22 protein-coding genes are annotated in these 21,992 nt (G+C 67.3%); 13 read left to right on the forward strand and 9 right to left on the reverse strand.

All coding sequences use genetic code 11. From position 1 onward, the window contains the following. Nucleotides 1–5 precede the first annotated feature (5 nt). From phoQ to ACYAF3_RS01195, 3 genes are all read right to left on the reverse strand, one after another. Complete coding sequence (gene phoQ / locus ACYAF3_RS01185; RefSeq protein WP_003082438.1) at nt 6–1,352, reverse strand: two-component system sensor histidine kinase PhoQ; 1,347 nt, start codon at nt 1,350–1,352, stop codon at nt 6–8. After that, on the reverse strand, nt 1,349–2,026 hold the full coding sequence (gene phoP / locus ACYAF3_RS01190; protein WP_003082436.1) for a two-component system response regulator PhoP: 678 nt from the start codon (nt 2,024–2,026) through the stop codon (nt 1,349–1,351). The genes phoQ and phoP overlap by 4 nt, the downstream gene beginning before the upstream one ends. A 79-nt stretch (nt 2,027–2,105) precedes the next feature. Further along, nucleotides 2,106–2,708, reverse strand: coding sequence for an outer membrane protein (locus ACYAF3_RS01195; protein ID WP_003082431.1), 603 nt, complete (start codon nt 2,706–2,708; stop codon nt 2,106–2,108). 221 nt (nt 2,709–2,929) lie between these two features. Here ACYAF3_RS01195 and napE point away from each other — a divergent pair, with 221 nt between their 5' ends. Genes napE through ACYAF3_RS01225 form a run of 6 tightly spaced genes read left to right on the forward strand, consistent with a single transcriptional unit; the run spans nt 2,930 to nt 7,513 of the window. Beyond that, nucleotides 2,930–3,097, forward strand: a complete 168-nt coding sequence (gene napE, locus ACYAF3_RS01200; protein WP_003082429.1) for a periplasmic nitrate reductase, NapE protein — start codon at nt 2,930–2,932, stop codon at nt 3,095–3,097. An 8-nt stretch (nt 3,098–3,105) separates the two neighbouring features. Then, nucleotides 3,106–3,597: a ferredoxin-type protein NapF gene (napF, locus tag ACYAF3_RS01205; protein WP_023110271.1), complete on the forward strand. Its 492-nt coding sequence runs from the start codon at nt 3,106–3,108 to the stop codon at nt 3,595–3,597. After that, nucleotides 3,590–3,919: a chaperone NapD gene (locus ACYAF3_RS01210; protein WP_023115469.1), complete on the forward strand. Its 330-nt coding sequence runs from the start codon at nt 3,590–3,592 to the stop codon at nt 3,917–3,919. Before napF ends, ACYAF3_RS01210 begins: the two co-directional genes overlap by 8 nt. Continuing rightward, a complete protein-coding gene (napA, locus tag ACYAF3_RS01215) occupies nt 3,900–6,404 on the forward strand; it encodes a nitrate reductase catalytic subunit NapA (RefSeq protein ID WP_003107632.1) in 2,505 nt (834 codons plus the stop codon). The genes ACYAF3_RS01210 and napA overlap by 20 nt, the downstream gene beginning before the upstream one ends. 10 nt (nt 6,405–6,414) lie before the next feature. Beyond that, nucleotides 6,415–6,906: a nitrate reductase cytochrome c-type subunit gene (locus ACYAF3_RS01220; RefSeq protein ID WP_128669444.1), complete on the forward strand. Its 492-nt coding sequence runs from the start codon at nt 6,415–6,417 to the stop codon at nt 6,904–6,906. Nucleotides 6,907–6,916: 10 nt separating this feature from the next. Next, on the forward strand, nt 6,917–7,513 hold the full coding sequence (locus ACYAF3_RS01225; RefSeq protein ID WP_003082412.1) for a cytochrome c3 family protein: 597 nt from the start codon (nt 6,917–6,919) through the stop codon (nt 7,511–7,513). Nucleotides 7,514–7,544: 31 nt separating this feature from the next. Here the strand turns inward: ACYAF3_RS01225 and ACYAF3_RS01230 are convergent, their stop codons facing one another. After that, nucleotides 7,545–8,741, reverse strand: coding sequence for a lytic murein transglycosylase (locus ACYAF3_RS01230; protein ID WP_003082409.1), 1,197 nt, complete (start codon nt 8,739–8,741; stop codon nt 7,545–7,547). A gap of 456 nt (nt 8,742–9,197) precedes the next feature. Between ACYAF3_RS01230 and ACYAF3_RS01235 the strand changes: the two genes are divergently transcribed. After that, on the forward strand, nt 9,198–9,932 hold the full coding sequence (locus tag ACYAF3_RS01235) for a TerC family protein (protein WP_474727202.1): 735 nt from the start codon (nt 9,198–9,200) through the stop codon (nt 9,930–9,932). A 43-nt stretch (nt 9,933–9,975) separates the two neighbouring features. Here the strand turns inward: ACYAF3_RS01235 and loxA are convergent, their stop codons facing one another. From loxA to ACYAF3_RS01250, 3 genes are all read right to left on the reverse strand, one after another. Then, the gene (loxA, locus tag ACYAF3_RS01240; protein ID WP_033994991.1) at nt 9,976–12,033 is read right to left on the reverse strand and encodes a lipoxygenase LoxA; all 2,058 of its coding nucleotides are present in this window, start codon (nt 12,031–12,033) and stop codon (nt 9,976–9,978) included. Nucleotides 12,034–12,110: 77 nt separating this feature from the next. Next, nucleotides 12,111–12,431: a hypothetical protein gene (locus ACYAF3_RS01245; protein ID WP_003082401.1), complete on the reverse strand. Its 321-nt coding sequence runs from the start codon at nt 12,429–12,431 to the stop codon at nt 12,111–12,113. Nucleotides 12,432–12,930: 499 nt separating this feature from the next. Further along, nucleotides 12,931–13,602, reverse strand: a complete 672-nt coding sequence (locus ACYAF3_RS01250) for a polysaccharide lyase family 7 protein (protein ID WP_003106699.1) — start codon at nt 13,600–13,602, stop codon at nt 12,931–12,933. Nucleotides 13,603–13,777: 175 nt separating this feature from the next. On the opposite strand from ACYAF3_RS01250, the gene ACYAF3_RS01255 reads away from it, so the two are divergent. Both ACYAF3_RS01255 and ACYAF3_RS01260 read left to right on the forward strand, forming a co-directional pair. Next, complete coding sequence (locus ACYAF3_RS01255; RefSeq protein ID WP_015648384.1) at nt 13,778–14,566, forward strand: dienelactone hydrolase family protein; 789 nt, start codon at nt 13,778–13,780, stop codon at nt 14,564–14,566. Nucleotides 14,567–14,793: 227 nt separating this feature from the next. Then, nucleotides 14,794–15,522, forward strand: a complete 729-nt coding sequence (locus ACYAF3_RS01260) for a 4'-phosphopantetheinyl transferase family protein (RefSeq protein ID WP_003082383.1) — start codon at nt 14,794–14,796, stop codon at nt 15,520–15,522. On the opposite strand, the gene tcdA is transcribed toward ACYAF3_RS01260, so the two are convergent. Then, the gene (gene tcdA, locus ACYAF3_RS01265) at nt 15,523–16,335 is read right to left on the reverse strand and encodes a tRNA cyclic N6-threonylcarbamoyladenosine(37) synthase TcdA (protein ID WP_003086553.1); all 813 of its coding nucleotides are present in this window, start codon (nt 16,333–16,335) and stop codon (nt 15,523–15,525) included. Nucleotides 16,336–16,546: 211 nt separating this feature from the next. Here tcdA and ndvB point away from each other — a divergent pair, with 211 nt between their 5' ends. From ndvB to ACYAF3_RS01285, 4 genes are all read left to right on the forward strand, one after another. Further along, the gene (gene ndvB, locus ACYAF3_RS01270; protein WP_003449096.1) at nt 16,547–19,156 is read left to right on the forward strand and encodes a glycosyltransferase NdvB; all 2,610 of its coding nucleotides are present in this window, start codon (nt 16,547–16,549) and stop codon (nt 19,154–19,156) included. Between the two features lie 114 nt (nt 19,157–19,270). Continuing rightward, nucleotides 19,271–20,422, forward strand: a complete 1,152-nt coding sequence (gene dapE / locus ACYAF3_RS01275; protein ID WP_031755282.1) for a succinyl-diaminopimelate desuccinylase — start codon at nt 19,271–19,273, stop codon at nt 20,420–20,422. Next, on the forward strand, nt 20,422–21,225 hold the full coding sequence (locus ACYAF3_RS01280; protein WP_003101808.1) for a putative RNA methyltransferase: 804 nt from the start codon (nt 20,422–20,424) through the stop codon (nt 21,223–21,225). The genes dapE and ACYAF3_RS01280 overlap by 1 nt, the downstream gene beginning before the upstream one ends. A 17-nt stretch (nt 21,226–21,242) precedes the next feature. Beyond that, nucleotides 21,243–21,626 carry a hypothetical protein gene (locus ACYAF3_RS01285; protein ID WP_003101810.1) on the forward strand — a complete coding sequence of 128 codons (384 nt, stop codon included), beginning with the start codon at nt 21,243–21,245 and terminating at the stop codon, nt 21,624–21,626. Between the two features lie 105 nt (nt 21,627–21,731). On the opposite strand, the gene ACYAF3_RS01290 is transcribed toward ACYAF3_RS01285, so the two are convergent. Further along, the gene (locus ACYAF3_RS01290; protein ID WP_003082372.1) at nt 21,732–21,941 is read right to left on the reverse strand and encodes a cold-shock protein; all 210 of its coding nucleotides are present in this window, start codon (nt 21,939–21,941) and stop codon (nt 21,732–21,734) included. Nucleotides 21,942–21,992: the final 51 nt, after the last annotated feature.

Genomic DNA, 21,992 nt, shown 5'->3' on the forward strand with positions numbered 1-21,992 from the left:
AAGTCTCAGACTGTAGCGAAACGTATGCGGAAGCAGGCGCCGCCCAGCTCGGAATCGTCCAGGCTCAGTTCGCCGTCGTAGCTCTCGATGATGTCCAGCGCCACGGCCAGGCCGATGCCCTGCCCCGGGTGCTGGGTATCGGCGCGCTCGCCGCGGCGGATGATTCGTGCGCGCTGTTCGGCAGGCACTCCGGGACCGTCGTCCTCGACCCACAGCTCCGAGTAACCCGGCCCCAGCCGGGCGCCCACGCGGACCCGGCCCAGGCACAGGCGATAGGCGTTCTCCAGCAGGTTGCCGAGCAGTTCCAGCAGCGCGCCGCGCTCCACCGGCACGCTGAAGGACGGCGAGAAGTCCCGCTGCAGGCTTACCCGCTTGTCGCGATAGACCTTGTCCAGCGCGTCGCACAGGGTCTCCACCAGCGGCGCCAGTTGCTCGCGATGGCGTACCAGGCCGCTCTTGCGCAGGCTGGCGCGCTGCAACTGATAGCCTATCTGCTGGCTCATGCGCTCGATCTGGCCCTGTAGCACCCGCACCTGCTCGCGGTTGCCGGGCTCCTCGGCGAGCTGGTCGCCGACCCCCTGCAAGACCGCCAGCGGCGTCTTCAGACTGTGCGCCAGGTCGCCGAGGGAGTGGCGGTAGCGCTCGCGCTGCTTGTGCTCGCTGCGCAACAGGCGGTTCAGCGAGTGGGTCAGGCGCAGCAGCTCGCGCGGATGCTCCTCGCTCAGGCTCTCGCGCTCGCCGGATTCGATCTGGTCCAGCTCGGAACTCAACCCGCGCATCGCCCGGAAGCCCCAGGTCAGACCCAGCCAGAGCAGCCCGAGCAAGACCAGCAGGGCGCCGCCGAGCCACAGGTAGAGCTGCTCGCGGAACCCCTTGAGCAGGCTCTCGAACTCGCTGACCGATTGCATGGTGACGATGCTGTAGGCCGCCTGCTTGCCGCGCAGCAGGTCGATCTCGACGTCGAACACGAAGAACTCCTCGCCCTTCGCATCGCGGGTGGTGTGGAATTCGTTGCCGCGGCCGTCGTAGCGCGGCGTGTAGTTGATCGACTCGTCGGCCGCCGAGGTGGAGCGCCAGAGCAGATCGCCATTCTGGTCGTAGATATAGCCGAGGACCTTGGCCTCCGGCAGGTTGAACTCCTCCACCGGCAGGTGCTCGGGCATCACCAGGCGGCCCTTCTCCACCCGCGCCGCCGAGACCAGGGTCGCCACGTCGGCGGCCAGGCGCTGCTCGATGGTGTTCTCCAGGGCGATGCCGAAGGCCCGCTGCAGGGCCGGCAGCAGCGCCAGCATGAACAGCACCGCCAGGGCGGCGGCGCCGAGCATCAGACGGATGCGCAGGGAACGGATCACCGGCAGCGCTCGGTGAACAGGTAGCCCTGGCCGCGCACCGTATCGATCGGCTTGAAGCCGCCGCAGGCCTCCAGCTTGCGCCGCAGGCGGCCGACCAGCACCTCGATGACGTTGGCGTCGCGCTCCTCGTCGTCGGGATAGAGCTGTTCCATCAGGCGTTCCTTGGCCACCACCTGCTGGTGATGCCGCATGAGGTATTCGAGGATGCGGTATTCGTAGGCGGTCAGCGCCACCGGTTGCTCCTCGACCAGCGCCTGCTTGCGGTTCAGGTCGAGGACCAGGGGGCCGGCCTCGATGGTCGACTGGACGAACCCCGAGGAGCGTCGCAGCAACGCGTTCAGGCGCGCTTCCAGTTCCTCGAACTGGAACGGCTTGACCACGTAGTCGTCGGCCCCGGCGGCCAGGCCTTCGACCTTGTCCTGCCAGTTGCCGCGGGCGGTGAGGATCAGGATCGGGAAGGACTTGCCCTGCGAACGCAGCTCGCGGATCAGGTCCAGGCCGCTCATGCCCGGCAGGCCGAGGTCGATCACCGCCAGGTCGTGGTGGTATTCGCTGACCCGGTAGAGGGCTTCCTCGGCATCCGGTACCGCGTCCACCACGTGCCCCTGTTCACCCAGGCGGGTATAGAGGTGGTGGCGCAACAGCGCCTCGTCTTCCACTACCAGCAGTTTCATGAGGTTCCTCCGGATGAGATGCGGCCGGACCTTCCGGCCCGGCCATCGAAGCATGCCCTCGCGGGCGCTGCGCGGTCATTTAGAACTTGTAGTTGGCGCCCAGGTAGAATTGCGAGCTGCTGTGCAGGTCCAGGGAGCCCAGCTTGTTGCCGCCATGCGGGGTCATCTCGGTGCTGGCGTTGGTGCGCAGGTAACGATAGCCGCCTTCGATCGAGGCATTCTTGCTCAGCTCCTGCAGGATACCGGCCTGCAGCCCGGCAGCGTAGCCGACATCGCTGTCGCGCTTGAAGCCCTTGCCGTCCTGTTCCAGCTTGACCAGGCCGAGGGTGGCACCGCCGAACAGCTTGGTGTTGTTGTCGCCGATCGGCAGGAAGGCGTCGTAGCTGCCGAGCAGGTTCTGCTGGCGCAGCTTGTTGCCGCTGCTGGTGTCGGAGATGTTCTCGTAGGTCGCGTAGTAGCGGCCCTGCTCGAACTGCTGGCCGGCGCGGATGCCCCAGGTGCCGGTGTTGTCGATCACCTTGTCGAGGTTCGGGCTGTTCAGGTTGCGGTTCAGCGACTTGGATTTCTGGATGTTGTTGCTGGTCTCGCCCCAGGTCAGGCCGACGAAGTTGTCGGCGGCCTGGACGCCGGCGGCGGAACCCAGCAGGGCGGTGGCGATGAAAAGAGTCTTGAGTGCTTTCATGGTGTTTCTCCGTTCTGCGAGAGTCGTGTCGTTCACGGCTTGCAGAGTACGGACAGGGTACTGAACCGCCCCTGAACGCTTGCTGAACCCGGGCTGAACGACTCGCGTTTGCCGGCAAACGCTCTGTTTCCAGGCTGCCGCGCGCCGGCTCAGCGAGGTTTTTGCCCGTACTACAAGTAGGGTCTAGGCTCTCTACAGTCGCCTGCACAGAGGCTGGGCCAATGAACGAACAACCCGACCAGGGACGCGTCAAGGGCATGGAAGCCAGGCTCTTCCTGTTCCTCGTGATCTGCCTGTTCCCGCTGCTGTCCGTCGCACTGGTCGGCGGCTTCGGTTTCTGCGTCTGGATGTACCAGCTACTGGCCGGCCCGCCCGGGCCGCCGGCCTGAGGTCGGGTATGAGCAGTCGCCGAGAGCTGTTCCGCCGCCTCGGCGGGCACCCGCCGACACGGCGCCCGCCGTGGACCGCCGCCGACTTCGCCGCAGGCTGCACAGGCTGCGCCGCCTGCGTCGAGGCCTGCCCGGAAGGCGTGCTGAAGCTCGGCGCCGGTCGGCTCGTCGAACTCGACCTCTCCAACACCGGCTGCACGCTGTGCGGGGAATGCGCCAGCCGCTGCGAGGCCGGCCTGTTCGATGGCGCGCGCCCGGCCTTCCCCTGGATCGCCACGATCGGCGAAGCCTGCCTGGCCCTGGCCGGGATCCACTGCCGCAGTTGCCAGGACGCCTGCGAACCCGCCGCGATCCGTTTCCGCCCGACCTCCGGCGGCGTCGCCCTGGCCGAGCTGGACAGCCAGCGCTGCAACGGCTGCGGCGCCTGCCTGGCGCCCTGTCCGAGCCAGGCCATCCAACTGCGCGCGCTATCCACCGAGGAGTCTCCACGACATGCCTGAAGCCCTGCAGATCGCCAGCCTCATCCTGCATTGCCGGCCCGAGCGACTGCCGGCGGTGAAGGCCAACCTGGCGCTGCTCGACGGCCTGGAGATCTACCAGGAAAGCCCGCAGGGCAAGCTGATCCTGGTGCTGGAAGCCGAACGCGAAGAACAGATTCTCGACACCCTGGGCCAGTTGCAGAACCTGCCAGGAGTGCTCAACGCCGTGCTGGTCTACCACGAGATCCTGCGCGACGACGATAGCAACGACGCGGCGGCCATGACCGACCGCGCGATACCGTGCTCGCCCGAGGAGACAATCGATGAACCTCACCCGTCGTGAATTCGCCAAGGCCAACGCCGCCGCCATCGCCGCGGCGGCGGCCGGCCTGCCGATCCTGGTCCGCGCCAGCAACCTGGTGACCGAGGCGGACGTCACCAGCCTGGTCTGGAACAAGGCACCCTGCCGCTTCTGCGGCACCGGTTGCAGCGTGATGGTCGCCACCCGCGACGGCCAGGTGGTGGCCACCCACGGCGACATCAAGGCCGAGGTCAACCGCGGGATCAACTGCGTGAAGGGCTACTTCCTGTCGAAGATCATGTACGGCAGCGACCGCCTGACCCGCCCGCTGCTGCGCATGAAGGACGGCAAGTTCGACAAGCAGGGCGAGTTCCAGCCGATCAGTTGGGAACAGGCCTTCGACATCATGGCCGAGAAGTTCAAGGCCGCACTCAAGGCCAAGGGACCGGAGTCGGTCGGCATGTTCGGCTCCGGCCAGTGGACGGTCTGGGAAGGCTATGCGGCGAACAAGCTGTTCAAGGCCGGCCTGCGCAGCAACAACATCGACCCCAACGCCCGCCACTGCATGGCCTCGGCGGTGATGGGCTTCATGCGCAGCTTCGGCATGGACGAGCCGATGGGCTGCTACGACGACATCGAGGCCACCGACAGCTTCGTCCTCTGGGGCTCGAACATGGCCGAGATGCACCCGGTGCTCTGGTCGCGGGTCACCGACCGCCGGCTCAGCGCGCCGCAGGTCAAGGTCGCGGTGCTGTCCACCTTCGAGCACCGCAGCTTCGAGCTGGCCGACCTGCCCATGGTGTTCAAGCCGCAGACCGACCTGATCATCCTCAACTACATCGCCAACCACATCATCGAGAGCGGCGCGGTGAACCGCGACTTCGTCGAGCGCCACGTGCGCTTCGCCCATGGCGCCGAGGACATCGGCTACGGCCTGCGCCCGGACGACCCGCTGGAGAAGAAGGCGAAGAACGCCGACAAGGCCAACACCTGGAGCGACATCGACTTCAAGGCCTTCGCCGAGTTCGTCAAGCCCTATACCCTGGAGCGCACCGCGCGCGAAAGCGGCGTGCCGGCCGAGCGGCTGAAGGCCCTCGCCGAACTCTACGCCGACCCCAAGCGCAAGGTGGTGTCGTTCTGGACCATGGGCTTCAACCAGCACACCCGCGGGGTCTGGGCGAACAACCTGATCTACAACATCCACCTGCTCACCGGGAAGATCAGCGAACCGGGCAACAGCCCCTTCTCGCTCACCGGCCAGCCCTCGGCCTGCGGCACCGCGCGCGAGGTCGGCACCTTCTCCCACCGGCTCCCCGCCGACCTGGTGGTGACCAACCCGAAGCACCGGGAAACCGCGGAGAAGATCTGGAAGGTGCCGGCCGGCACCATCCAGGAGAAGGTCGGCTTCCACGCCGTGCAGCAGAGCCGGATGCTCAAGGACGGCGTGCTCAACGTCTACTGGACCCAGGTCAGCAACAACATGCAGGCCGGTCCCAACGTGATGCAGGAAGTGCTGCCCGGCTGGCGCAACCCGGACAACTTCGTGATCGTCTCCGACGTCTACCCCACCGTCTCGGCCCAGGCCGCCGACCTGATCCTGCCCAGCGCCATGTGGGTGGAGAAGGAAGGCGCCTTCGGCAATGCCGAGCGCCGCACGCAGTTCTGGCACCAGTTGGTGAAGGCACCGGGCGAGGCGAAGTCCGACCTCTGGCAGCTGGTGGAATTCTCCAAGCGCTTCACCACCGACGAGGTCTGGCCCGCGGAACTGCTGGCGAAGGCCCCCGAGCTGAAGGGCAAGACCCTCTACGACGTGCTGTTCCGCAACGGCCAGGTCGACCGCTTCCCGGCCAGCGACCTGGCCAAGGGCTACGCCAACGACGAGGTCGACGCATTCGGCTTCTATATCCAGAAGGGTCTGTTCGAGGAATACGCCGCCTTCGGTCGCGGCCACGGCCACGACCTCGCCCCCTTCGACGCCTACCACGAGGCGCGCGGCCTGCGCTGGCCGGTGGTGGACGGCAAGGAGACCCGCTGGCGCTACCGCGAGGGCTACGACCCCTACGTGAGCAAGGGCAGTGGCGTGCAGTTCTATGGCTATCCGGACAAGAAGGCGATTGTCTTCGCCCTGCCCTACGAGCCGCCGGCCGAGGCGCCGGACCAGGACTACCCGTTCTGGCTCGCCACCGGCCGGGTGCTCGAACACTGGCACACCGGGAGCATGACCGCGCGGGTCCCGGAGCTGTACAAGGCGGTGCCCGACGCGCTGGTCTACATGCACCCGGAGGATGCGCGCCAGCTCAAGCTGCGCCGCGGCAGCGAGGTCAAGGTGGTGAGCCGGCGCGGCGAGATCCGCGCGCGGGTCGAGACCCGCGGGCGCAACAAGCCGCCCCAGGGGCTGGTGTTCGTGCCGTTCTTCGACGCCAACAAGCTGATCAACAAGGTCACCCTGGACGCCACCGACCCGATTTCCAAGCAGACCGACTACAAGAAGTGCGCCGTTCGCATCGAACTGCTCAACCTGGCCTGAGGAGCGCGCCATGAAACCTCTGCTGACTGCCCTGCTCCTCGTCCTGCTCGGCGCCCCCGCGGCCTTCGTCGCCGACCTCGGCTACCCGCTGGACGCGCCCGCCCCCGACGGCCGCCGCCCCGGCGGCACGCTGGCCGAAAGCCGCCCCGCGCCGCCGCTGGCGGCCGAGGAAAACAAGGACCTGAAACGCGAGCGCAACTACCCCGAGCAGCCGCCGACCATTCCCCACAGCATCGTCGGCTATCGCATCGACAAGGACAGCAACAAGTGCCTGTCCTGCCACAGCCGCGCCAACAGCGCGCGAACCCAGGCGGTGATGATCAGCATCACCCACTACATGGACCGCGACGGCCAGCCGCTGGCCGCCGTCTCGCCGCGCCGCTACTTCTGCGTGCAGTGCCATGTGCCGCAACAGGACGTAAAGCCGCTGGTCGACAACCGCTTCGAGAACATCGACCAGATCCTCGAGAAAGAAGCCGCCAATGCGGCGCGCAAACCCTGAGGGAGGCCGCATGAAAGCACTCATCGCCTGGCTGGCCGGTTACTGGCGGGTCCTGCGTCGTCCCAGCGTGCATTTCAGCCTGGGCTTCCTCACCCTCGGCGGCTTCATCGCCGGGATCGTCTTCTGGGGCGGCTTCAACACCGCCCTGGAGGCGACCAACACCGAGACCTTCTGCATTTCCTGCCACGAGATGCGCGACAACGTGTTCGTCGAACTCAAGGACACCATCCACTACAGCAACCGTTCCGGAGTCCGCGCCACCTGTCCCGACTGCCACGTGCCACACAAGTGGACCGACAAGATCGCGCGCAAGATGCAGGCCTCCAAGGAGGTCTGGGGCAAGATCTTCGGCACCATCAACACCCGCGAGAAATTCCTCGATCACCGCCGCGAGCTGGCCGAGCACGAATGGGCACGACTCAAGGCCAACGATTCGCTGGAATGCCGCAACTGCCACAACTTCGAGTTCATGGACTTCACCCGGCAGAGCGTGCGCGCGCGGCAGATGCACTCCACCGCCCTGGCCAGCGGCGAAGCCACCTGCATCGACTGCCACAAGGGGATCGCCCACCACCTGCCGGACATGACCGGGGTGAAGGGCTGGTAGCGCCGCCCGCGGACCGGGCGGCGCGGCGCAATCAGGGCTGGGCGCCCTTCAGCGCCTCGAGGATCTTGCGCCCGGCGCGACCGTCGGCCGGGGTCAGGCCGAGGCGCTTCTGCTCGGCCTGGATCGCCTTGCGCGTGCTGGTGCCGATCAGCCCGTCGGCCTCGCCGATGTCGTAGCCGCGCGCCAGCAACGCCTTCTGCAATTGCTTGCGCTCGAGCCGGCTGATGCCCGGGTCGTCGGTCGGCCAGGACGCCACCAGGCCGCTGCCGCCGCGCAGGCGGTCGGAAAGCAGGGCGATGGCCAGCGCGTAGCTTTCCGCGGCGTTGTAGGAATAGATCGCATCGTAGTTGCGATAGACCAGGAAGGCCGGGCCCTGGGCCCCGGCCGGCAGGAGGATCGCGGCCTTCTCGTCGCCGCCCGGCAGCGGCTGGCCGTCGACCCGCCTCACCCCACGGGCGACCCAGGCCGACAGCGGCTGGCGCTTGCCGCGCCCGGCCAGGCTGGCGGGGAAGTCGGCCGGCACCTTCACTTCATAGCCCCACGGCTGTCCCGTGCGCCAGCCAGCCTTCTTCAGGTAGTTGGCGGTGGAACCGAGGGCATCCGGCACGCTGCCCACCAGGTCGCGGCGACCGTCGCCGTCGAAGTCCACGGCGATCCGCGCGTAGGTCGATGGCATGAACTGGGTATGGCCGAAGGCCCCGGCCCAGGAGCCGGTGATGCCGGCGTCGCGGATGTCGCCGGCCTGCAACAGCTTCAGGGTGGCGAGGAACTCGCCCTGGAAGAACGACTGGCGGCGCCCGTAGCAGGACAGGGTCGACAGCGAGGTCAGCAGCGGACGCTTGCCGAAGATCCGCCCGTAGTCGCTTTCCACGCCCCACACCGCCACCACCGTGTACTTGTCCACGCCGTAGCGCGCGGCCACCTGGTCGAGCAGCTTGTCGTGCTGGGCGAGCATCGCCTTGCCATCGCTGACCCGCTGCTCGTCCACCAGACCGGCCAGGTAGTCCCACAGCGGGGTGGTGAACTCCGGCTGCGCGTCGAGCAGGTCGAGCACGCTGAGGTCGGCCTGCAGGCCGCTGGTGAAGCGCTCATAACTGTCGGCGGAAATGCCCTGCGCCTGGGCCTTCTTCTGCAGGCCGGCGAGGCAGGAAGGGAAGCTCGAGGCGTCGGGTTGCGCCAGGGCCAGGGCGGGTAGCAGGGCCAGCGAGGAGAGAAGAAGACTGCGCATGGGGTTTCCTTGTACGGTGAACGGTCATCCATGGCACCGGCGGGCTTCCCCCGGCGCCGAAGGCCTGGTGGCCTGTACGGTTGACTCGGTGATCGGCGTTCGACTGGTCGAGTCAGCCACACGGGCCACTAGCCTACCGTCCCGCCGGGTGCGGCGCCATCTCCGCCCTGAAAGGCGGGTGAAACCTTGCTCGGGCAGACTGGCGGCGGAATACGCATGCCGGGTGTCTCGCGGCCGATCCGCCGCGTCACATCCGTGCCCGAACGCGCTGCGCCACCCGCGCGTCCGTTTTCCGGGCACTGGCCGGGCGTTCGCCGGTCCAAGCAGTGTTCCCCGCCTCCGTCCACAAGCCGGAGCCGGCCCCGACGGTCCCAGACCACCGCAGGAAAGCCGGGCGGCCGCCACCCGCCACCGCCCCGGGCTTTCCACCCTCACTACACGTTTCGGAGTACAACCTTGATCCACTGGTTGAGCGACCCGACGTTCTGGACAGCCCTGCTGCAGATCGTCGCCATCGATATCCTCCTGGGCGGCGACAACGCCGTAGTCATCGCCCTCGCCTGCCGGCACCTGCCGGCGCACCGGCGCAAACAGGCGATCTTCGGCGGCGTCGCCGGTGCCATCCTGATCCGCATCCTGCTGCTGTTCTTCGCCCTGCACCTGCTCGACCTGCCCTACCTCAAGGTAATCGGCGCGCTCCTGCTGCTGTGGATCGGCATCAAGCTGCTGCTGCCGGAGGAGGAGAACGGCGACGACATCAAGGGCAGCACCCACCTGCTCGGCGCGATCAAGACCATCATCATCGCCGACGCGGTGATGAGCCTGGACAACGTCATCGCCCTGTCCGCCGCCTCGGCCGGGGATTTCTTCCTGGTCTCCCTGGGCGTGCTGATCAGCATCCCGATCATCGTCTGGGGCAGCCAGCTGATCCTGCGCCTGATCGACCGCTTCCCGCTGATCATCCTCTTCGGCGGCGGCCTGCTCGGCTGGATCGCCGGCGGCATGCTGCTCACCGACAGCGCCCTGAAGCCCTGGCTGGCGCCCTACGCGCAATGGGATTCCTACCTGCACTACGGTGCGGCGGCCTTCGGCGCGCTGTTCGTGATCCTCCTCGGCAGCCTCCTGGCGCGCCGCCAGTTGAAGCAGCGGCATGCCGCGCCGGCGGACGCCGCCGAAAGCGAAGACCGCTAAGAGCAACGGGGCGCCCAGGGGCGCCCCGTCCTCTTTCTCCGGCTCAGATATTGGTGCTCGCCGGGATCCGGCTCGGCAACAGGTACTCGTAGGGCCTGCGGCGCGCCTGGTTGCGCGTGCGAATGGTCACCTCGACCTCCTTCAGGCGTGCCTGGAAGCGCTCCAGCGGGCCGCCGCTGGCGGTCACCCGCCTGTCCGAAAACACCGGCGCGTAGGGGAACCCGGTCTGCCGGTAGTCGCCGAGGCGACCGTGGTAGACCGAACCGAGCAGGTGATAGATGTTCACCTTCTCCAGCGCCACCAGGGTCGGCGGCATCATCTTCAACCAGTCGGCCTCGCTCTTGCCGCTCGGCGAGTCCGGTGCCGGCGCCGCGCTCATGGCGCAGATCGCTGGCGCGTAGGTCATCATCGAAGGCTGGGGAAAATTGACCGCCGCATGCTGCGCGGAGGCGGTGAAGATCACCATGGTCAGCACCTCGACCAGTTGGCTGCGACCGGTGATCGGGCGGAACCCGGCCACCTTGCCGCTGCCGATCACTTCGCCGACCCAGGCCGCCAGTTCGACGTCACCGGTGACGTCGCCGTCGCTGGCGTAGTACACCGCCACGTAGTCGGCCGCCCACTGGCGGATCGCATTCCACACCAGCAGGCCGTCGTCGCGGTAGGGGTAGTCCGGTAACGCGGCCGGGTCGTCGACGTTCCGCGCCTTCAGGCTCTCCGGCAACATGCCGCGGTAGAAGTCGAACCCCAGCCGGTTGCCGCCGGCGGTGGCCTGGGTGTCCTGGATCGGCGCGGCGAACATCACGTCGATGAAGCCCGCGCTGGGCAACAGGATCCGCGCCGCCCCCTCGTTGATGAACAGGGTGCCCTCGAAGTGCGGGGCGAGCAGGACGTGCAGCGGATGGCTGGGCGCCAGGGTACGCTGGGTGGCCAGGCAGAACGCCTCGCTCACCAGGTGGGTCTGGGCCAGGTGGACGAACATCTCGTGGTAGTTCTCCTCGGCGACCTGGACCACCGTCTTGGCCATCTGCCAACCCCAGTACAGATCACTCTCCGACTCCGCGGGACGCACGAACATCGGATGGGTAGCGGGGTCCTGGCCGCACTGGATGGCCACCGGCAACAGCCTCGCCCGATCCTTGCCAAGGGCGAACAGGGCGATCGGCGCATAGGCGAAGCCCGTCCCGGTGAGCAGTTTGTCCACCGCTCCCGACGGCGCCAGCTTGCCCAGCTCGGCGTAGTCCAGCAGGTACAGGCGGCGGCTGGCGGCGGCCTCCAGCAAGCTGTCGTCGGCGCCCATCACCCGGCGGAACTGCTCTTCGCCCAGCGGAAAGTTGGCCGGCAGCGCATCGACGCGGCGGATCAGCAGCGGATTAGGCCCGGCCACCCGCCAGTAGGCGAACGCTTCGTCGTCACGGAAGCTGTCGGCGACCTCCGGCAGGCGTAGGGTGCCGAACACCGCGCGGAAGCGATTCAGGCCGTCGCCCTGTCCACCCTGGGTAACCAGGTTGCTGGCGCTCTTGAGGATGTCGTCGACCAGCAGGCCGACCCGCGTCAGTAAGGCGATCACCCGCGTCTGCAACTCCGTGAAGCGCAGCAGCAGGCTGCCGGCCGCGGCCGGATCGTTCTTCGCCTCCTCCAGCAACGCCTCGTGGACCTGGCGCGCCGCCTCCAGGTCACCGCTGAGCCCGGTGGCGATCCGCTCGAACTGCGCGGCGGCCGACGCCGGCAACGAGGCGACGAAATTGACGATCAGCTCGACGATCACCCCGGCGGTCTTCAACAGCCAGTCGACATTCGGCAACTCGCCCAGCGGCACCGAGCGGGCCATCGGCACGCCTTTGACATTGACGAAGTTCTCGGTCCAGACATATACCAGTTTCTTGCTGGTCAATACCGCACGCCGCGCCAACTTTCCGGCCAGGTTGTCATATTGCGGCAAACTCGGCGGAATCAGGTTGTCCAGCAAACTTCGCGAGGCATCGATAGATCGCTGTTGTTCCGCCCCGAGGTATTTCAAGGGTGAAAAGAATATCGAGTCATTGGCCAGTGCGGTTCCACTCAGGGCGACACCCGACAAGAGCACACTCCTGCGTTTCATATCATCGACTCCATCAATGCATTAACCAGGAACGACTCGATGCCTGAGCATCGAATCGCTCTTTCAACAGGTTGCGATCAGCTGTAAAGCCCTTCGCCGCTTTCCTTGTTGTAATGCAACGGAACATTATGGTTGTCGGTCCCGCCGAGAATCTTGCCGACGGTGATCGCCGCCACCGAAGGCACCTGGAAGGCCAGCAGGTCGACCAGCTCGTGGGTACGGTTGAGGCCGATGGCGCTGGCCGCGTTGCCGATGCTGGAGAACAGCGGCGAGTTCAGGAAGGAGTTGGCCGCGTAGACGCCGTTGATGATGGCATCGCCCAGGAAAGTCCCTGCGCCAGAAACTTGTTCGATTTCACCCACACTTAGAACCGCCAGGGCATTCACCTGATTTTTCATTTCTGAATCTCCACATATTCGAATTGTTGAAACGAATGGTTCTCGCTGAAAACAGCAAAGAAACCTGTACGCCCGAACTTCTTCGGAACGTGGAGAAAGCAATAGCGAGAGGAAAAACCGGCAATAAGCTGACGCTTCGCACAGTTGACAGGAAAAGCCTGGAACAATAGTTATCCACAATAATTATTGACGGCGAACTTTTGACTTGCAAAGAACTACGCTGGCCAGCGGCAAGAGTGAATTTCATCCAGCCAGGGCTATACCAATCGTGCAAACCCGGAAGGGCGCTGCGCAAAACGTCACATTTATTCGGGGCGATACGCCAAGGCGGTTCCCTGTACTGAAGTACCAGAATCGCCAGATCGCGCGGCCTATTTCCCCTTGGAAAAATACGGATATTTTTTTCCGGGCCAGGTTTTCCTTCTTCCGCGCCTGCCAGATCTGGCAGTTGCGAAGCGCCACGACAACGCGAAGTCCGCGGCGCAGACGCCTCGACCGCTCATTGATGGCTAACGCGCAGCTCGCTGAATGTCGCCCGCCCGCCCTCGCTGGACGGTCCGCGGTTGTCCTGCAGGTAGAGTCCGGCCTTGAAATAAAGGCCCTGGTAGGCCCACTGCGGGTCCAGTTGCTGCTCCAGGGCGCTACCATTCACCGACACGCTGAGCAATCCGCTGCGAGACACGCCGATGCGGTAGCTGAACGGCTGGCCGAGAGGAATCCCGTCCATCAGTGTGTAGGCTCTGGTCCCGCCGTCGTCCGGCCGCTCGCGGACCAGCGCCTGGACCCGCCCCTGGTCGAGCCGCAACTGGTAGAGCAGCTTCACAAGCGGCGCGGCCTGGCCGCTATTGCTGCCATCGCTGTGGATCTGGCCGATGATCATGCGCCGGGTCGAGGGCACCGCCTCGATGCGCAGAGTCGCCTCCAGCCAGTTGTCGGCCCTGGCGTAACGCCAGTTGTAGGGCCTGCCGCTGGACAGGGTCTCGCGCAACTCGCTGCGCGGGAACTCGCTGTTGCGCGTGTGGCTGCCGTTCACCGGCACCCAGAAGCGAATGCCGTCGGCGGTGCGCTGGAAATAGTCGCTGCGGTAGTCGCGCTGCAATTGGCTGGTGGAGATGGTGATGGCCGGGCGGCCCTGGGGAATGGTCAGGTTCCAGGTACTCAGGTCAGGCATCCAGACGGTGTCCTAGCGAGGGGAAGGGACTCGCCCATAGGGTAGATGAGCGGCGCACGCTTTGCCTGGCCGAATGGCCCGCGTTTGAGCGGCGCAAGGCCGGCACCGAGGGTTTTCCCCGCGTCTCGCGCACAAGCGTCTATCTTGATCGGGGACCCTTTCACGGAGAGATGCCATGCGCCTGCTCTGCGCCCTGCTGTTCATCGCCTGCGCCGCCAGCGCCCAGGCCGCTATCCAGACCCGCGAGATGCCTTACCGGAGCGCAGACGGCACGCGCATGGTCGGCTATTTCGCCTACGACGACAGCAAGCCGGGGATCCGCCCTGGGGTCATCGTGGTCCACGAATGGTGGGGGCTCAACGACTATGCCAAACGCCGCGCCCGCGACCTCGCCGAACTCGGCTACAGCGCCCTGGCCATCGACATGTACGGCGAAGGCAAGCACACCGAGCACCCGCAGGACGCGATGGCCTTCATGCAGGCCGCGACCCGGGATGCCGACGCCGCCAAGGCGCGCTTCCTCGCCGGCCTGGAACTGCTGAAGCGGCAACCGCAGACCGATCCCAGCCAGATCGCCGCGGTCGGCTACTGCTTCGGCGGCAAGATCGTCCTCGACATGGCCCGCCAGGGCCTGCCGCTGGCCGGCGTGGCGAGCTTCCACGGCGCCCTCGGCACCGCCACCCCGGCCAGCAAGGGCAGCGTCAAGGCGAAGATCCTGGTGGAGCACGGCAGCGCCGACAGCCTGGTCCCGGCCAAGGACCTCGACGCCCTGAAACAGGAACTGAACGCCGCCGGCGCCGACTACCGGGTGGTGATCCAGGACGACGCCAAACACGGCTTCACCAACCCCGACGCCGACGCGCACAAAGGCCACGGCCTGGACATCGGCTACGACCGCCAGGCCGACCAGCGCTCCTGGGCAGACCTGCAGGCGTTCCTCAAGGACATCTTCGGGCAGGGTTGAACCCTGCGCCGACGCATAAAAAAACGGGAGTCCCCGGAGGGACTCCCGTCTTGAAAGGTCGAGACAGGACAGTATCCCGTCATCAACAAACAACCTCACCTGCATTCCACAGGAATGCGCGGCGCAGTCTGTCAAAACCGGGCCTCGCGGTCCGTTTTCCTTTGTTGCGCTTTTGCAATCTTGTGTAAGCGCCGCGTGACTGGTGGGCCACGTCGGGAACCGGCACAATGCGCGCCATGAACGACCGTCTCCCCTCCTTCTGCACCCCGCTGGACGACCGCTGGCCGCTGCCCGTCGCGCTGCCCGGCGTGCAACTGCGCAGCACCCGCTTCGACCCGGCGCTGCTGCAACCCGGCGACTTCGCCCTGGCCGGCATCCAGCCGCCGGCGAACATCCTCCGCGCGGTGGCCAAGCGCCAGGCCGAGTTTCTCGCCGGGCGCCTCTGCGCACGCGCCGCCCTGTTCGCCCTCGATGGCCGCGCCCAGACGCCGGCCGTCGGCGAGGACCGCGCACCGGTCTGGCCGGCCGCGATCAGCGGCTCGATCACCCATGGCGACCGCTGGGCCGCCGCCCTGGTGGCGGCGCGCGGCGACTGGCGCGGGCTCGGCCTGGACGTGGAAACCCTGCTCGAAGCCGAACGGGCGCGCTACCTGCATGGCGAGATACTCACCGAAGGCGAGCGCCTGCGCTTCGCCGACGACCTGGAGCGACGCACCGGCCTGCTGGTGACCCTGGCGTTCTCGCTGAAGGAAAGCCTGTTCAAGGCGCTCTATCCGCTGGTGGGCAAGCGCTTCTATTTCGAACATGCGGAACTGCTGGAATGGCGCGCCGACGGCCAGGCCCGGCTGCGCCTGCTCACCGACCTGTCGCCGGAGTGGCGCCACGGCAGCGAGCTGGACGCCCAGTTCGCCGTGCTCGACGAACGCCTGCTCAGCCTGGTGGCGGTCGGCGCCTGATCAGGCGTTCCCCGGCGTGCGCCGCGACGGCCGCAGCGCGCGGCCTTCCGCCAGGCGCTCGACGGCGCGGGCGGCGGCGACCATGCCGAAGGTGGCGGTGACCATCATCACCGCGCCGAAGCCGCCGGCGCAGTCCAGCTTCACCCCTTCGCCGACGAAACTCTTCGACTGGCACACCGTGCCGTCCGGCTTCGGGTAGCGCAGTTGTTCGCTGGAGAACACGCAGGGCACGCTGTAGGTGCGCCCCGGCGTGCGCGAGAAGTTGTAGTCGCGGCGCAGGGTGGAACGCACCTTGGCCGCCAGCGGGTCGTTGAAGGTCTTGTTCAGGTCGGCGACCTGGATCTGCGTCGGGTCGACCTGGCCACCGGCGCCGCCGGTGGTGATCACCGGGATCTTGCGCCGCTTGCACCAGGCGATCAGCGCGGCCTTGGCGGCCACGCTATCGATGCAGTCGATCAGGTAGTCGAAGTCGACGATGTACTCGGCCATGGTCTCGCGGGTGACGAAATCGGCCACCGCGTGGACCCGGCAGGCCGGGTTGATGGCCCGGATGCGCGCCGCCATCACCTCGACCTTGGCCTTGCCCACCGAGCCTTCGATGGCATGCACCTGGCGGTTGGTGTTGGTCACGCAGACATCGTCGAGGTCGAACAGGGAAATCTCGCCGACGCCGCTGCGGGCCAGCGCTTCCGCCGCCCAGGAACCGACCCCGCCGATGCCGACCACCGCGACGTGGCTATCGGCCAGGCGTTGCAGCCCCTCGCGACCGTACAACCGGCCGATACCGCCGAAGCGCTGTTCATCCACCTGCATCACCAACCACCTCTGAAACCGAATCGCGGATTGCCGCGCGCATTATAAAAAGCCGCGGCCGCCGCGTCGCCTGCGTTCTTACGGCTCGTCGCGCAGGCCGGACTAGACTTGCAACAGACCCGCCGGCCCGGCGCCTGTACACCCCGGGGGGTGCGGGGTAGCATGCGCCGCCCCGTGTTCAGCGAAACATCCGGAACCTGGTTTCATCTCTATGTCTTCACGCAAGATCGGGCTCAACCTGGTGGTCATCGTCGCCCTGGCCGCCCTCTTCACCGGCATCTGGGCCCTGTACAACCGTCCGGTCAGCGTACCGGACTGGCCGGAACGCATCTCCGGCCTCTCCTTCTCGCCGTTCCGCCTCAACCAGAACCCGCAGAGCGGCCGCTACCCCAGCGCCGAACAGATGCGCACCGACCTGGAACTGGTCGCCCGGCACACCCACAGCATCCGCACCTATTCGGTCCAGGGCGCGCTCGGCGACATCCCGGCGCTGGCCGAGGCGTTCGGCCTGCGCGTCAGCCTGGGCATCTGGCTCGGCCCGGACCTGGCCAGCAACGAGGCCGAGATCGCCCGCGCCATCCGCATCGCCAACGAGTCGCCGAGCGTGGTGCGAGTGATAGTCGGCAACGAGGCGCTGTTCCGCCGCGAGGTGACGGCGGAACAGTTGATCGCCTACCTCGACCGGGTCCGCGCGGCGGTCAAGGTTCCGGTGACCACCGCCGAACAGTGGCACGTCTACCGCGAATACCCGGAACTGGCGCAACACGTCGACCTGATCGCCGCCCACGTCCTGCCCTACTGGGAGGCTACGCCGGTGGCCGACGCGGTGGACTTCGTGCTCGAACGCGCGCGCGAACTCAAGGCCGCCTTCCCGAGGAAGCCGCTGCTGCTCGCCGAGGTCGGCTGGCCGAGCAACGGGCGCATGCGCGGCAGCGCCGAGGCGACACCCGCGGACCAGGCCATCTACCTGCGGCGCCTGACCAACGCGCTCAACGGCGAAGGCTACAGCTACTTCGTCATCGAAGCCTTCGACCAGCCCTGGAAGGTCAGCGCCGAAGGCTCGGTGGGCGCCTACTGGGGCGTCTACAACGCCGACCGCAAGGCCAAGTTCAACTTCACCGGGCCGGTGGTGCCGATTCCCAAGTGGCGCGCCCTGGCCATCGCCTCGGCGGTACTCGCGGTACTCGCCTTCACCCTGCTGCTGATCGACAGTTCCTCGCTGCGCCAGCGCGGGAGGACCTTCCTCGCCGTGGTCTCGTTCGCCTGCGCCTCGGTGCTGGTGTGGATCGCCTACGACTACAGCCAGCAGTACAGCACCTGGTTCAGCCTGACCGTCGGCGCGTTGCTGGGCGTCGGCGCGCTGGGGGTGGTCATCGTGCTGTTCACCGAGGCCCACGAGCTGGCCGAGGCGGTCTGGACGCGCAAGCGGCGCCGGCCATTCCTGCCGATCACCGCCGCGCAGGCCTATCGGCCCAAGGTGTCGATCCACGTGCCCTGCTACAACGAGCCGCCGGAACTGCTGAAGCAGACCCTCGACGCCCTTGCCCGCCTCGACTACCCGGACTACGAAGTCCTGGTGATCGACAACAACACCCGCGACCCGGCCGTCTGGCAGCCGGTCGAGGCGCACTGCGCGCGCCTGGGCGAGCGCTTCCGCTTCTTCCACGTCGCCCCGCTGGAAGGCTTCAAGGCCGGCGCGCTGAACTTCGCCCTGGGCCACGTGGCGGCGGACGTCGAGGTGGTCGCGGTGATCGACGCCGACTACTGCGTCGACCCCGACTGGCTCAGGCACATGGTGCCGCACTTCGGCGACCCGCGGATCGCCGTGGTGCAGTCGCCGCAGGACTACCGCGACCAGCACGAGAGCGCCTTCAAGCGGCTCTGCTACGCCGAGTACAAGGGCTTCTTCCACATCGGCATGGTCACCCGCAACGACCGCGACGCGATCATCGAGCACGGCACCATGACCATGATCCGGCGCAGCGTGCTGGACGAGCTGAGATGGCCGGAATGGTGCATCACCGAGGACGCCGAGCTGGGCCTGCGGGTGTTCGAGAAGGGCCTGTCGGCCGCCTACTTCGAGCGCAGCTACGGCAAGGGGGTGATGCCCGATACCTTCATCGACTTCAAGAAGCAGCGCTTCCGCTGGGCCTACGGCGCGATCCAGATCATGAAGCGGCATACCGACGCCCTGCTGCGCGGCCGCGGTCCCGACGGCAGCCGCCTGACCCGCGGCCAGCGCTACCACTTCGTGGCCGGCTGGCTGCCGTGGATCGCCGACGGCCTGAACATCTTCTTCACCCTCGGCGCGCTGCTCTGGTCGGCGGCGATGATCATCGTGCCCAAGCGCGTCGACCCGCCGCTGCTGATCTTCGCGATCCTGCCGCTGGCCCTGTTCGTCTTCAAGGTCGGCAAGATCCTCTTCCTCTACCGGCGCACCGTCGGCGTCGACCTGCGCGACTCGTTCTTCGCCGCCCTCGCCGGCCTGTCGCTCTCGCACACCATTGCCAAGGCGGTGCTGTACGGCTTCGTCACCCGCGGCATCCCGTTCTTCCGCACGCCGAAGATGCGCTCCAGCCACGGCCTGCTGGTGGCCCTGGCGGAGGCCCGCGAGGAAGTCTTCGTGATGCTCCTGCTGTGGGGCGCGGCGGCCGGCATCGTGGCGGTTCAGGGCGTGCCGAGCCGCGACCTGCTGATCTGGGTCGCCATGCTCCTGGTGCAATCGCTGCCCTACCTGGCGGCGCTGGTCATGGCCCTGCTCTCGTCGCTGCCGAAACCGCGCGAGGAACTGGCCGGCGGCGCCGAGCGGATCGGCGGTTGAGATCGAGCGAGGCGTCGGGACAGCCGGCTCCGCTCGCCTAAACGGCGTCCCTTCGCCCACGTTTATGCTTTAAGATTCCCCCTTTCCGCTCGACCCGCTCAGGATGCCCTCCCCATGACCGCCTCTTCGCCGAGTCTCTCGCCGACCCTCGAACTCGCCTGCGAGTTGATCCGCCGCCCCTCCGTCACGCCGCTCGACGCCGACTGCCAGGCCCTGATGATGCGCCGCCTGGAAGCCGCCGGCTTCGCCCTGGAGCCGATGCGCATCGAGGAGGTGGACAACTTCTGGGCACGGCGCGGCGGCGACGGCCCGGTGCTGTGCTTCGCCGGGCACACCGACGTGGTCCCCACCGGCCCGCTGCAGGCCTGGCAGCACCAACCCTTCGACGCCCTGATCGACGACCAGGGCATGCTCTGCGGGCGCGGCGCGGCGGACATGAAAGGCAGCCTGGCGTCGATGATCGTCGCCGTCGAGCGCTTCGTCGCCGACCACCCGGAGCACAAGGGTGCCATCGCCTTCCTCATCACCAGCGACGAGGAAGGCCCGGCCCACCACGGCACCAAGGCGGTGGTCGAACGCCTCGCCGCACGCGGCGAGCGCCTGGACTGGTGCATCGTCGGCGAACCGTCGAGCACCAGCCTGGTCGGCGACGTGGTGAAGAACGGCCGCCGCGGCTCCCTCGGCGCCAAGCTGACCATCCGCGGCGTACAGGGCCATGTGGCCTACCCGCACCTGGCGAAGAACCCGATCCACCTGGCCGCCCCGGCGCTGGCCGAACTGGCGGTGGAACACTGGGACGACGGCAATGCCTTCTTCCCGCCGACCAGCTTCCAGGTTTCCAACCTGAACTCCGGCACCGGCGCCACCAACGTCATCCCCGGCGAACTGACCGTGCTGTTCAACTTCCGCTTCTCCACCGAATCCACCGTCGAAGGCCTGCAGAAACGCGTCGAGGCGATCCTCGACAAGCACGGCCTGGACTGGCACGTCGAATGGGCGCTGTCCGGCCTGCCGTTCCTCACCGAGCCGGGCGAACTGCTCGATGCGGTGGCCGCCAGCATCAGGGCGGTCACCGGCCGCGAGACCCAGCCCTCGACCAGCGGCGGCACCTCCGACGGACGCTTCATCGCCACCATGGGCACCCAGGTGGTCGAACTCGGCCCGGTCAACGCCACCATCCACCAGGTAAACGAGCGGGTCCTGGCCAGCGACCTGGAGCTGCTCACCGAAATCTACTACCAGACCCTGGTGAGGCTGCTCGCCTGATGCTGATCTGCCCGCTCTGCTCCGCCGCCCTGGGCGAGGTCGACAACGGCGTCGCCTGCCCCGCCGGGCACCGCTTCGACCGCGCCCGCCAGGGCTACCTGAACCTGCTGCCGGTGCAGCACAAGAAAAGCCTCGATCCGGGCGACAACGCCGCCATGGTCGAGGCCCGTCGCCAGTTCCTCGGCGCCGGCCACTACGCGCCGCTGGCCCGGCGCCTGGCCGAACTGGCCGCCGAACGCGCGCCGCGACGCTGGCTGGATATCGGCTGCGGCGAGGGCTACTACAGCGCCCGGCTCGGCGAAGCCCTGGCCGGCGCCGAAGGCTATGCCCTGGACATCTCCCGCGAGGCAGTGAAACGCGCCTGCCGCCGCGCGCCGCAGTTGTCCTGGCTGGTGGCGAGCATGGCCCGGCTGCCGCTGGCCGACGCCAGTTGCGAGCTGATCGCCAGCGTGTTCAGCCCGATCGACTGGAACGAAGCCGTGCGCGTCCTCGCCCCCGGCGGCGGCGTACTGCGCCTGGGCCCGGCCAGCGCGCACCTGCTGGAACTGCGCCAGCGGCTCTATGACGACGTGCGCGACTACGCCGACGACAAGCACCTCGCCGGCCTGCCCGCGCAACTGCGCCTGCGCCACACCGAGACCCTCGAGTTCCGCCTGGCGCTGGACAGCTACGACGCGCGGGAAAACCTCCTGGCCATGACCCCGCACGGCTGGCGGGTCAACCCCGAGCGCCGCGCGCGAATCCTGGCCGAACCCTTCGAAGTCAGCGTGGCGGTGCGCTACGATTGGCTGCAACGCGACTGACCGTCCCCGAGGACCCCATGCGCCAACCGGATATCGAGATCTACCTGAAAGACGCCGAGCACGCGGCCGTCGCCGCCTGGCTGGAACAGGCGCTGGGGCCCTGCGGCCCATGGCAGGAGCACGGCCAGACCCTCAAGTGCACCGCCCGCGGCAAGCACGGCGCGGTGCGCGTCACCTGGCTGCCGAAGGCGGTGGGCAAGTGGCACAGCCTGTTCTTGGAGAGCGACAGCACGCCCTGGGACGACGACCTCGCCTGCGCCAGGGCCGCGCATGCCGCGCTCGGCGTGGAGATCCGCTGCGCGCCGGGCGGCTGGGAGGAAAACCAGGGCGAAGAGGACGCCGACCGCTGGCTGCGGGTCGACGCCGGTGGCGTCGAGGAAATTACCTGGCGCACCGCCTGAACGACGAAAACCCCGCGCTGCGAGGGGCCACCCAACGGGGGCCTGGCGGGGTGGATGCGCTGGATGACAAAAGCCCGTCTCGCGACGGGCTTTTGCTTGCGGGAATCAGACCTTGGAGACGTCTTCCGCTTGCAGGCCTTTCTGGCCCTGGATCACCGAGAATTCCACTTTCTGGCCTTCCACCAGGGAGCGGTGACCCTCGCCGCGGATGGCGCGGTAGTGAACGAACACGTCCGGACCGCTATCGCGTTGAATGAATCCATAACCTTTGGCGTCATTGAACCACTTGACGGTTCCGACCTCACGATCAGCCATTACCACACTCTCCAACTTGCAATTTTTTATAAGTGGCCTTCCCAATCCGGG

The organism is Pseudomonas sp. TZ252 (assembly GCF_056110345.1).